Raw genomic sequence first — 11,719 nt, forward strand, 5'->3', positions numbered from 1 at the left:
TAAAGGTCATTGGATAAAAAATCTTATTTGTCGAGTTTTTTAAGTGTTTATAGGTAAATATTCTTTATCTATATATTCTTTAAGTGTAATATTCTGTAATTAAACCTTTGTAGTAGAATTGTTTTGTAATTTGTATATTTGATTTGTGTTAAAAAAAAGGGTAACTAAGATCTTGTAGAATAAGGTCTTATCTATATGTCAGTTAAAGATAGCTAGGTCTTTAGAGGATTAACACCCCTAATTTTGAAAAGAAACATTTACTATTGAGAAAAAGATTGTTAGTCAAAAAAATGGTCGGAAAGTATTTCCGACCTTTTTTGGCTATTATCTTTTTTACAACATTGCGCTATTTGAAAAAAATAAGGTTTCTTATAGGACCTTATATATGTTTTATGAAGAAGTTATTTCGCGGAATAAGTGTTCTAGATTTTGATTTTTGATTCCCATAGACAAGGTTTTTAATCCTTGCTCTTGTGCGAAATCATATACTGCAGTACGATAATCTTGATCCAAAGGAAAAAGTAATTCCCATTTATTGTCATGAATATGGATTGCTTGGATCAGGTTTGGAATACGTTCAATAAATTGGATCTCGATTTTAAAGTCAAATTCCACTGCAATTATCTGCTTGTCCTTATGACCAAGCATATCTTTTAGGCTTTGGTCAGCTTTAATTTGTCCTTTATTAATGATGATTACTCTATCACACATGGCCTCTACCTCTTGCATAATATGAGTAGAGAGTAATACAGTTTTATTCTTACCAATGTCTTTGATTAATTGTCTTATTTCAATTAATTGATTAGGGTCTAATCCAGTGGTAGGTTCATCTAGTATTAATACTTGTGGGTCGTGTAATAATGCGGTTGCTATACCAAGACGTTGACGAAAACCTTTAGAGAGTTGGTTGATTTTTTTATCATACACCTCTTCTAAAGAAGTTTGCTGTACTACTTGTGTAATGCGGCTATGATCTACTTTGTAGATTTGCGCATTAAATTTTAAGTACTCCCAAACATACATCTCCAGATATAAAGGATTGTGCTCTGGCAAGTATCCAATGGATTTTTGTACTTGTTTAGCTTGTTTGTCCACATCAAAGTCATTTACTAAAGCCACTCCTTGATCAAGGGTACTAAAAGTAGTAAGGATTTTCATCATCGTTGATTTACCCGCGCCATTTGGACCTAAAAAGCCAACGATTTGCCCAGAGGGAATATGGAAGCTGACCTTATCTAAGGCTTTTAATGCTCCATAGGATTTGCTGAGGTTTTGAACCGATATTGACATAAAAAGTATATTTAAAAACAAAAGTAAGGTTTTATAGTTTATAAAAGAAGTGTTCTTTTTTAGCACCTTTAACCCACAGAGTAAATACGGTATGCAATAAGAATTTGCTTACAGGACGCTTTTGCTCTTTAAAATAAATAAAAGCACTATAGAAAAGCAAAGTAGTATAAAACATTAATTAGGTGGAATTCAGAGGTTTTGTAAAAAAAATAGTAGTCAAAGCTCTTTTTCACCTTAAATAAATAAAAATAAACACGAAATGTTGATAGAAAATTGTATTTTTCAAAGTCAAATAATAGCCAAACTATATAAATAAAAATAATTAATTACATTACAATGGAAAAAATGAATGTTAACACACAATGGTTAAGTATCTTTGCAGGGGAGAATCCTGCGATTATTGCTGGACCTTGTAGTGCTGAGACACCTGAGCAAGTGCTAAGTATAGCTAGATCATTACCTAAACAAGTGAAAGTATTTCGCGCTGGGATTTGGAAGCCAAGAACTCGTCCAGGAGGATTTGAAGGAGTTGGGGCTATTGGATTAAAATGGTTACAACAAGTAAAGAAAGAAACAGGTATGCTTTTAGCAACAGAAGTTGCTACAGCTGAACACGTACAATTGTGTTTAGAGCATGATATCGATATTCTATGGATTGGAGCTCGTACAGCTGTAAATCCATTTGCAGTACAGGAAATTGCAGATGCTTTAAAAGGTAGTGATAAAATCGTACTTTTAAAGAATCCTGTAAATCCAGACTTAGCTTTATGGATGGGTGGTATTGAGCGTTTGTATGAAGCTGGTATTACTAAATTAGGAGTTATTCATAGAGGATTTAGTACTTATGAAAAGACTAAGTATAGAAATAACCCAGAATGGCAAATACCAATTGATTTAAAGTTACATTTGCCTAATATTCCAGTTTTCTGTGATCCATCACATATTACAGGAAATAGAGAAAGAATATTGCAAGTTTCTCAACAGGCTTTAGATTTAAACTTTGAAGGTTTAATGATTGAAACGCACTGTGATCCAGATAATGCTTGGAGTGATGCAGCCCAACAAGTAACCCCAGAGAGTCTAGAAGAGATCATTGATCGCTTAACGGTTAGAAATATTACCGATTCTACAGAGGAGTTCTTACAAAAGATTCAGAGCTACCGTATTCAAATCGACGACATGGATAGCAAGTTGTTAGATTTATTGAGAAAACGTATGGCTATTTCTGATGAAATTGGAAGTCTAAAAAGAGATAAAAACGTTGCAGTTTACCAACAAGGTAGATGGAGTGAAATGTTAGAAAAACTACAAAAAGAAGGCCAACATATTGGTTTTACTAAAGAGTTTGTTACCGATATTTATACTGCCATTCACCAAGAAAGTATCCATAGACAGGATAAGATTATTAATAAGAAATAAAGTAAAGATAAAGGCATTATATGAAAGGAGTAGTTTACAAATCAACAGGTAGTTGGTATATTGTTAAAGCAACTGACGGGGTATTCTATGATTGTAGGATTAAGGGGAAGTTTCGCCTAAAAGGTATTAAGAGTACCAATCCTATTGCCGTAGGTGACCATGTTGAATTTGAGCTTGAACAAAATAATGATATTACCACTGGGGTAATTAATCATATTGAAAACCGTAAGAACTACATTGTTCGAAAAAGTGTAAACTTATCCAAACAAGTGCATATTATTGCCTCTAATATTGATACGGTGTTTTTAGTAGTTACTATCAATAATCCTGTTACAACAACAAGTTTTATCGATCGTTTTTTGGTAACTTCTCAAGCCTATGGTATTAAAACGGTATTGGTTTTTAATAAGATTGATACCTTTGATGAGGATGCTTTAAATGATCAATTGTATTTACAGTATATTTATTCCTCTATAGGTTATGACTGTATTCGGGTTTCTGCCACAACAGGAAAAGGACTTGATCAAATAAAAGAACGCATGCTAGGTAAGGTTTCTATGTTTAGTGGGCATTCGGGAGTAGGTAAGTCAACTTTAATCAATGCCATTGAGCCAGGGTTAAACTTGAAGACCTCTACTATATCCGAACAACATCAACAAGGACAACATACCACTACATTCGCTGAAATGTATGATTTGAGTTTTGATGCCCAAATTATCGATACCCCAGGTATTAGAGGATTTGGTGTGGTAGATATGGAGCCAAATGAAGTAGGGGATTACTTTCCTGAATTCTTTGCTTTAAAAGACCAGTGTAAATTTAATAATTGTTTACACCGACAAGAGCCCTATTGTGCTGTGAAAGATGCCTTAGATAGAGATGAATTATCTTGGTCTAGATACAGAAGTTATATTCAAATTCTAGATGGAGAAGAAGAACATTATCGAACCGATATTTATAAAGATGGAAAAAACCAAGACGAATAGTCTTGGTTTTTTTTTATATTAAAATATATTATTTATACTAAGGGGTACACCTTTTGATTATGTAACTTTGTCGTAATAGGCCAATTGAAATTAAATAAAATAAGCATGATACATAGCAAGTATTTTTATGTTACCTTTTTGTTGTTCACCACAGTAGTGTTTGGACAAGATTTTTTAGATAAAGTTACTCCCTTGGAGTTAAGTCAAAATCAAAGTGAAGTCTTTTTGCAAACCCCAATAGAGATCCTACAAGAGCATCAAGAAATCTATTTTGCTTTTAGCAATGTGGATGCGGAGTTTAAAGTAGTGGAGCAAATAAGTAGAAAGATAAAAGTGTACGATTCCAAAGCTGCTTCAAGAGCTAACCTTAAAGTGGATTACTTTCAAAATAATTATGTGCAAGAGCAAGTGGAACTACTCTCTGCTTATATCTATACTTTAGATAAGACCAAAGTAGTTAAAACAAAGGTGCCTTCTAGTTGGATGATAAGCAGTGAGAGCAAATCTTCTTTTAAGTATACAGGAATTGATTTCTCTAAAGTACCATCGGGAAGTATTATTGAATACTCCTATGCAAAAATGAGTAATTATTTAGATAACCTGCCAGTTTGGGAGATTCAAGGGAATTTACCTAAAATTATAAGTACCTACACTAGTAGGGTGCCTAATTATTATAATTACGAAATCATTGAATCAGGTTCGGTGAAAATCCTTAAAGAGCAAGCCCAAGTAATGAGTGATTTCTCTAGTTCGAGAATGTTTTTATCTCAAACTAAAGTGCCTTCTTTACAAACCAATATGATGGCCCAAAATATAGGAGAAATTCAAAATGAACCTTTTGTAGATAACTTACAGAATTATTTGGCCTACGTAAAGCAAGATTTGGTTTGGGTAGCTTATCCTTTATCCCCAAAGCAAGTTGTTCTGCCAAGTAAGAAAGAGTTTTTGGAGTCTTTGTATAAGAGTAGATCTTTCTATGGACAAATTAAAAACCAATCCTATTATAAAAAGAGTATAGATAAGCTTGTGTATATGGAGCTTGAACCTAAGGCAAGGGCTCAAAAAATATTAGAGTTTGTTCAATCTAAAGTAAAGTGGAATAGAAATTATTCCATTTATCCAGAATTTGGAGTGAAAACAGCCTTTAATAAATCACTTGGTAATTCAGCTGATATTAATTTAATGCTTATTAGTATGCTTGAGTATGTTGATTTAAAAGTTACTCCTTTACTTTTAAGTACGGTGCAAAATGGGCGAAAAACTACTTGGCAAAGCAATTATTATAATAACGTAATTGCTGCTTTACAAATAGGCGAAGATTATTACTTCTTAGACGCTAGTAGTCCTTTGTCCACCTTAGGCATATTGCCTTTAGAGGATTTAAATGGACAGGCCATTTCAGTGGCAGAGAATGCATCTTCTTTACATTTTAATTTAACCCCTGGATTTCTATCTTCAAGCTCTTTGGCTTACCAAATAGAGTTATTAAACAATGGCGCTATTAAAGGAAGTATGCTAGCCAATTATAATGGCTATGATCAAATCAAGGTAGGGTCTATATTTCAAGATGGTGGTAAGTTTGGTTTTGTTAGCGAGTTTCAAGCCAAAAATGGAGGTATTCGCTTGAGTAATCTAACCACATCAAATATGTATTCTTTAGAAAATACTTTGCGTTTAACCGCAAATATTTATAAAGAGAATGCAAGTGTTTTCTTCAATAACAAATGGTTTGTAAATGTCTTTGATTGGTTTGAGTTTAGAGTTAATCCATTTACAGCAAATACCAGACTCGGGGATATCTACTTTGGCTTTGCAAGTAAACAAAGTTATATGGTAGGAGTAAGTATTCCTCAGGGCTATAAATTAGAGAGTCTACCTAAAGATTTTACTATACAAGATGTAAGTATCGGATTAGGGGTTCAAGTAAAATTTAGTGCCCAAGCCAATAAGGTGGAGGCCCACTTAAACCTTACAAGAGCTCAGGCCAATATTAGTGTAGAGCATTACCCTAAAGTAAAAGCTTTCTTTGAGGAGTTAGAAAATAAACTACAGGACTACATTATTTTTACTCCAGTACAATAAAATAAAAATCATCTCTAAAAGAGATGATTTTTTGTTTATCTATCTATGGGTAACACTTTGATTTGGAATTAGGGTATTTACGGGGCTTTAAATGCGGCTTTAGTAAGAAATATGCACTAAAATCCCCTCTAAAATTCTTCTTAAGAGCTAAAGTTTTTTAAGTTTGTATAATAGGTAAGAAAAATAAAAACAGTGAGAGTAGTTATACAACGAGTAACACAAGCTAGTGTTAGAGTAAGTGATCAAGTGGTTGGTCAAATTAATCAAGGATTATTAGTATTAGTTGGAATAGAGCAAGAAGACAATGAACAAGATATGGATTGGCTTGCTAATAAAATTGCAAATCTTCGCATTTTCGACGACCAAGATAAGGTGATGAATAAATCTTTATTAGATATAGATGGTCAAATTCTACTAGTTAGTCAGTTTACCCTGCATGCCTCTACTAAAAAAGGAAATAGACCTTCTTACATAAAGGCAGCAAGACCAGAATTCGCCAATCAAATGTATGAGCAGTTTGGTAGTATTTTACAGCAAATTACTAATAAGCCAATACAAAAAGGAATCTTTGGAGCCGATATGCAAGTTAGTTTAAATAACGATGGACCAGTGACCATTCTTATAGATACAAAGGATAAACAATAGATGAATTACATAGCAAAACTAGGGTTATTCACCCTTTTATTTATTGTGCTAAACTGGTTTATCTCTCAAGACATGTTTTGCGCTTTACAACTAAACCCATCTTGTATGTTTAGTTTCTTTAGCAAATATATTGTCTTTATGATTGCCATGGTACTTTACGATAGATACAAGAGTAAAAAAAATATACAAAAACTTAAATAGTCAAGGAATTATGAATATACAAGATGCACAAAAAGCGGTAGATAATTGGATTAAAGAACATGGTGTTCGTTACTTTAATGAGCTTACTAATATGGCTCAATTAACCGAAGAAGTGGGAGAGGTGGCCCGTATTATTGCTCGCCGTTATGGAGAACAGTCGGAAAAGCCAAGTGATAAGGATAAAGATTTAGGGGAGGAGCTAGCAGATGTTATTTTTGTAGTATTATGTTTAGCTAACCAAACTGGTATTGATTTACAAAAGGCCTTTGACAAGAAACTAGATATCAAAACCAAAAGAGACCACGATAGACACCACCAAAATGAAAAATTAAAATAAAGCTTTTAACCAACCAACTAATAATTAACCAAAGTGAATATAGTATTACATCAAAGTAAAATAAAAAACAACCAAACCATTACTATCTCTGGTAGTAAATCAGAGAGCAATCGCCTTTTAATCTTACAAGAGTTATTTCCAAATTTAGTACTACATAATTTATCGGATTCTGATGATGTAAAAGCCATGCAGAGTGCTTTAAGTAGTAATGCATCTACAATTGATATACATCATGCGGGTACTACCATGCGTTTTTTAACCGCATATTATTCTTTATGTACTACTAAAAGACTTGTTCTAACTGGAAGTGAGAGAATGCAACAAAGGCCAATAGGTATTTTGGTAGATGCTTTAAGACAACTTGATGCAAATATCACTTATACTAAGAATCAAGGATATCCTCCTTTAGAAATTCAAGGGATTTTAAGCCAAGGAGGTAAAATTAGTTTGCCTGCTGATATAAGTAGTCAATATATTTCGGCTTTGTTATTAATTGGAACCAAATTGAAAAACGGTATACAATTAGAGTTAATTGGACAAATTACTTCTTTACCTTATATTCAAATGACCTTAAGTTTATTAGAAAGTCTTGGGGTACAGACAAGTTTTGAAGGTAATACCATTAAGGTTAGTCCTCTTTTGGATAACCCTGTGTTAGATTTTACTGTAGAACCAGACTGGTCTTCAGCTTCGTATTTCTATTCCATTATAGCTTTATCAGAAATAGGTACAAGTATTACTTTAAACAATTATAAAAAACAAAGCCTGCAGGGAGATAGTGAGATTGTTTCTCTCTACCAAGAGTTAGGAGTAGAAACGGTATTTATCCAAGATAAAGGTATTGTTTTGACTAAAATAAACAAGGGCACAGATTATTTTAAAGCCGATCTTATACAAACCCCAGATTTAGCTCAAACTATTGCAGTTAGCTGTTTTGCAATGGGTATAGGTTGTAAGTTAAATGGTTTACATACTTTAAAAATCAAAGAAACAGATCGCCTTGTTGCTTTACAAAATGAGTTAAGTAAGTTAGGGGCAGATATTCAAATTACCTCCGATAGTCTTTGTATTGCTCCGAGCTCTACAATTATAGCAAATGTAGCTATTGATACTTACCAAGACCATAGAATGGCAATGGCTTTTGCTCCACTTGCATTAAAATGCCCTATACAGATTAATGAAAGTGAGGTAGTAAGTAAGTCTTTTATTAATTTTTGGGAAATTTTATTAACTCTTGGCTTTCAAATGGATAAGCAAGATGCATTATAAAGATAAATAATTGGTTAAATACTTGACAAGGCCTACTAGAAGGTTGTATATTTGTAAATTGTTTTAAATAAAACAAGTCTTTGTTTAATTTTTAAAAAATTGTATTCAATGAAGTTATCAAACTTTAATTTTGATTTACCAGAAGAATTGTTGGCTGAGTTTCCTGCCGAATCTAGAGATGAGTCTCGTTTAATGGTAGTGGATCGCGCCAGTGGCAGTATCGAACACAAATTATTTAAAGACTTAATCGATTATTTCGATGAAGGAGATGTTATGGTATTAAACAATACTAAAGTATTTCCTGCTAGATTGTATGGTAATAAGGAAAAAACGGGTGCTAGAATTGAAGTTTTCTTATTAAGAGAGCTTAATGCAGAGCAACGTTTATGGGATGTATTGGTGGATCCAGCACGTAAAATTCGAATTGGAAATAAATTATACTTCGGAGAAGATGACTCATTAGTTGCTGAGGTAATAGACAATACAACTTCAAGAGGAAGAACACTTCGCTTTTTATACGATGGTTCTTATGAAGAATTTAGAGAGAAATTACAAGAATTAGGAGAAACTCCAATTCCAAAGTATATCAATCGTGAGGTTGTTCCAGAGGATGCAGAACGCTACCAAACTATTTACGCGAGTAAAGAAGGTGCAGTTGCAGCTCCTACAGCAGGATTACACTTCTCTAAACACTTAATGAAGCGTTTAGAAATTAAAGGGGTGCAGTTTGCTGAAGTAACACTTCATATTGGTTTAGGTACTTTTAACCCAGTTGAGGTAGAGGATTTATCTAAACATAAGATGGATTCAGAGGAAATGTTTGTGGATCAAGAAGCTTGTGATATTGTGAATACAGCTAAGGAGAATAAGCAAAGAATCTGTGCAATTGGTACAACTTCTATGCGCGCTTTAGAAAGCTCTGTTTCTTCTAGTCAAACATTAAATCCATTTGAAGGATGGACAAATAAATTTATCTTCCCTCCTTATGAATTTAGTATTGCTAACTGTATGGTAACTAACTTCCATATGCCTAAGAGCACATTAATGATGATGATTTCTGCTTTTTGTGGACATGATTTAATGATGAAAGCATATGATGAGGCTGTAAAAGAAAATTATAATTTCTACTCTTACGGAGATGCTATGTTAATTATCTAATTTCATCCGATATAAAATAAAAAACGCCTATAGGTTACCTATAGGCGTTTTTTATTGCTTTTTATTTTACTGTGTAAAGCCATGGCTTTTTCAGTAATACCCAAAGCTAAAGAGGCATCTAAGTTATCTTGTGTTTTCCATAAAGCACTTAAAGCAGACCAGACAACTACCCACTCTACCATTGTTTGGTATTTGATGTGAGCAATTTGACAAATAAGTAATATATGTTTTTTTAATCTACCAGGTTTGAGTGCAATGGCGCTATTGGGGTTGCATAATATATTGGCGTAATCAAATTCTCTTGGTCCAATGACTGCTTTAGGGTCAATAGCTACCCATTTGTTTTTTTTAGTTACTCCTATATTTAAATGATGTATATCTCCATGTAAGATAAGATCTTTACTTGGTTTGTTAAAAAGGTTAAGAGTAATATCTTTTACTTTGTAATAAAGAGAATCTTCTGGGAAGTCCCCTTCCATAATAGGGGTAAACCACTGTCTTAACAAAGGCGGATTCAAATGGTTATAATCTATTTTATTTTGGTGTAGCTCTTGGATAACTTTGGCAATTATCTCCGTGGCATTTAAGTCTTTTTTCTTGCTTAAGCTACAATAATGTAGCAGCGGGAAACTAGGTATGTACTCCATTAAAATGGCTGCTTGGTCGTAATGGTAAACCATAGCGCTTCCATTACCATTATAATAAGCCATTAATCCGCAGCCAATTTTTTCTTGTTTGTTGGTGGGGATTTTAAGTACTTTTTTTTGGTTTGCATCTTGGCAGTATTGAAGAATACTAGTTGGGGTTACTATAGGTTTTCCAATGGGCTGTAGTTGCCATTTTTGTAATTTTTCCTCTAATAGATGCATGTAGTAAGTGGTGATTTTTCCAATGGGCTATGGATTGCTTTTAAGGCATTTGTTTGTTTTGTTTTGAGCAGCTTTTCAAATGTAAACAAAAACCTTTACTTTTACTATAACCAAAAACATAACCCTAGTAAAAGATGATATTCGAAAACACTTTAGAATTTGCTAAAAAGCTAGACGCTGTTGATCCATTAGCTAGTTATCAACAACAATTTAATTTCCCAAAAATAAACAATAAGAAAGTAATTTATTTTACAGGTAATTCTCTTGGTTTACAACCCAAAAAAGCGGTAGAGTATGTAAATCAAGTGATGAAAGACTGGGCAGAACTAGCCGTAGAAGGACACTTCTATGCCGATAAGCCTTGGTGGGATTTTCATGAAAGATTCTCAGAACCTTTAAGCAAAGTTGTAGGTGCACTTGCAAGTGAGGTAACTGTAATGAACACTTTGACGGTAAATCTACATTTATTAATGGCTACTTTTTATAAGCCAAGTGGTAAGAGAATTAAGATTATTTGCGAAGAAAAGGCCTTTCCTAGTGACCAATATTTGCTTCAATCTCAAGTTAGATGGCATGGTCTTGATCCTAAAGAATGTATCATAGAGGTTAAGAGAAGAAAAGGAGAGCACAATTTCAGAACCCAAGATATTTTAGATGTTATTGAGCAGCACAAAGACGAGGTAGCCCTAGTTTTAATGGGAGGAATAAATTATTACACTGGGCAAGTTTTAGATATGCAAGCCATTAGTGAAAAAGCAAAAAGTGTAGGAAGTTATGTCGGATGGGATTTAGCCCATGCTGCAGGAAATATTATGTTGGAATTACACCATTGGCAAGTTGACTTTGCAGCTTGGTGTAGTTATAAGTACATGAATGCAGGACCGGGAAATGCCTCAGGATGTTTCATACATGAAAAGCATCACCATAACCAAGAACTTGTTCGTTTAGCCGGTTGGTGGGGACACAATAAGGAAAGACGCTTTTTGATGGAGAAGGAGTTTGATCCAATTGCTACTGCTCATGGTTGGCAAGTAAGTAATCCGCCTATATTAAGCTTGGCTCCTTATTTAGCTTCTGTAGAAATGTTTGATGAGGTAGGGATGAAAGCTCTTTGTGAGAAAAGAGATAAAATAACGGCTTATTTGGAATTTGTTATTCAAGATATTGCCAAGCAAAAACAAGTTAATTATCAAATAATTACCCCAGAGGATCCTAAAGAGCGTGCTTGCCAATTGTCTGTGCTATTACATGGACAAGGTAAAGGCTTATTTAATTATTTGATGAAGCAAGGTGTTATTGTAGACTGGAGAGAGCCTAATGTAGTACGTCTAGCTCCAGTTCCTTTATATACCAGCTATCAAGATATATATGATTTTGGACAAATATTAAAGGAAGCTAGTTTGTAAAATCAAATTTCATTGGTTTGTAAAAACAATGGATTATAATTATAAATTTGCAAAAAA

At 33.5% G+C, this 11,719-nt stretch carries 10 protein-coding genes; 8 read left to right on the top strand and 2 right to left on the bottom strand.

Features of this window, described 5'->3' with window-relative positions:
* Positions 1-390: 390 nt before the first annotated feature.
* Positions 391-1,290 carry a gliding motility-associated ABC transporter ATP-binding subunit GldA gene (gene gldA / locus ACYSNM_RS01925; RefSeq protein WP_461755401.1) on the bottom strand — a complete coding sequence of 300 codons (900 nt, stop codon included), beginning with the start codon at positions 1,288-1,290 and terminating at the stop codon, positions 391-393.
* Between the two features lie 336 nt (positions 1,291-1,626).
* On the opposite strand from gldA, the gene ACYSNM_RS01930 reads away from it, so the two are divergent.
* The 7 genes from ACYSNM_RS01930 (at position 1,627) to queA (ending at position 9,387) form a co-directional block, all read left to right on the top strand.
* A complete protein-coding gene (locus ACYSNM_RS01930) occupies positions 1,627-2,709 on the top strand; it encodes a chorismate mutase (RefSeq protein ID WP_461755402.1) in 1,083 nt (360 codons plus the stop codon).
* Between the two features lie 20 nt (positions 2,710-2,729).
* Positions 2,730-3,695 carry a ribosome small subunit-dependent GTPase A gene (rsgA, locus tag ACYSNM_RS01935; protein ID WP_461754863.1) on the top strand — a complete coding sequence of 322 codons (966 nt, stop codon included), beginning with the start codon at positions 2,730-2,732 and terminating at the stop codon, positions 3,693-3,695.
* Between the two features lie 105 nt (positions 3,696-3,800).
* Positions 3,801-5,777, top strand: a complete 1,977-nt coding sequence (locus tag ACYSNM_RS01940) for a hypothetical protein (RefSeq protein WP_461755403.1) — start codon at positions 3,801-3,803, stop codon at positions 5,775-5,777.
* Between the two features lie 192 nt (positions 5,778-5,969).
* The gene (gene dtd, locus ACYSNM_RS01945; protein WP_461755404.1) at positions 5,970-6,422 is read left to right on the top strand and encodes a D-aminoacyl-tRNA deacylase; all 453 of its coding nucleotides are present in this window, start codon (positions 5,970-5,972) and stop codon (positions 6,420-6,422) included.
* 211 nt (positions 6,423-6,633) lie between these two features.
* Positions 6,634-6,960: a nucleotide pyrophosphohydrolase gene (locus ACYSNM_RS01950; protein WP_461754351.1), complete on the top strand. Its 327-nt coding sequence runs from the start codon at positions 6,634-6,636 to the stop codon at positions 6,958-6,960.
* 33 nt (positions 6,961-6,993) lie between these two features.
* Positions 6,994-8,229: a 3-phosphoshikimate 1-carboxyvinyltransferase gene (locus ACYSNM_RS01955; RefSeq protein ID WP_461755405.1), complete on the top strand. Its 1,236-nt coding sequence runs from the start codon at positions 6,994-6,996 to the stop codon at positions 8,227-8,229.
* Positions 8,230-8,337: 108 nt separating this feature from the next.
* Positions 8,338-9,387: a tRNA preQ1(34) S-adenosylmethionine ribosyltransferase-isomerase QueA gene (queA, locus tag ACYSNM_RS01960; protein WP_461754349.1), complete on the top strand. Its 1,050-nt coding sequence runs from the start codon at positions 8,338-8,340 to the stop codon at positions 9,385-9,387.
* Positions 9,388-9,425: 38 nt separating this feature from the next.
* Here queA and ACYSNM_RS01965 read toward each other — a convergent pair whose 3' ends face one another.
* Positions 9,426-10,256 carry an aminoglycoside phosphotransferase family protein gene (locus tag ACYSNM_RS01965; protein ID WP_461755406.1) on the bottom strand — a complete coding sequence of 277 codons (831 nt, stop codon included), beginning with the start codon at positions 10,254-10,256 and terminating at the stop codon, positions 9,426-9,428.
* Between the two features lie 134 nt (positions 10,257-10,390).
* On the opposite strand from ACYSNM_RS01965, the gene kynU reads away from it, so the two are divergent.
* The gene (kynU, locus tag ACYSNM_RS01970; RefSeq protein WP_461755407.1) at positions 10,391-11,662 is read left to right on the top strand and encodes a kynureninase; all 1,272 of its coding nucleotides are present in this window, start codon (positions 10,391-10,393) and stop codon (positions 11,660-11,662) included.
* Positions 11,663-11,719: the final 57 nt, after the last annotated feature.

Source organism: Myroides sp. LJL116 (assembly GCF_054871685.1).

What these genes read in the sequence shown, in the direction of transcription:
- gldA (WP_461755401.1), bottom strand. Translation starts at nt 1,290, where the DNA reads ATGTCAATATCGGTTCAAAACCTCAGCAAATCCTATGGAGCATTAAAA.
- ACYSNM_RS01930 (WP_461755402.1), top strand. Translation starts at nt 1,627, where the DNA reads ATGGAAAAAATGAATGTTAACACACAATGGTTAAGTATCTTTGCAGGG.
- rsgA (WP_461754863.1), top strand. Translation starts at nt 2,730, where the DNA reads ATGAAAGGAGTAGTTTACAAATCAACAGGTAGTTGGTATATTGTTAAA.
- ACYSNM_RS01940 (WP_461755403.1), top strand. Translation starts at nt 3,801, where the DNA reads ATGATACATAGCAAGTATTTTTATGTTACCTTTTTGTTGTTCACCACA.
- ACYSNM_RS01950 (WP_461754351.1), top strand. Translation starts at nt 6,634, where the DNA reads ATGAATATACAAGATGCACAAAAAGCGGTAGATAATTGGATTAAAGAA.
- queA (WP_461754349.1), top strand. Translation starts at nt 8,338, where the DNA reads ATGAAGTTATCAAACTTTAATTTTGATTTACCAGAAGAATTGTTGGCT.
- ACYSNM_RS01965 (WP_461755406.1), bottom strand. Translation starts at nt 10,256, where the DNA reads ATGCATCTATTAGAGGAAAAATTACAAAAATGGCAACTACAGCCCATT.
- kynU (WP_461755407.1), top strand. Translation starts at nt 10,391, where the DNA reads ATGATATTCGAAAACACTTTAGAATTTGCTAAAAAGCTAGACGCTGTT.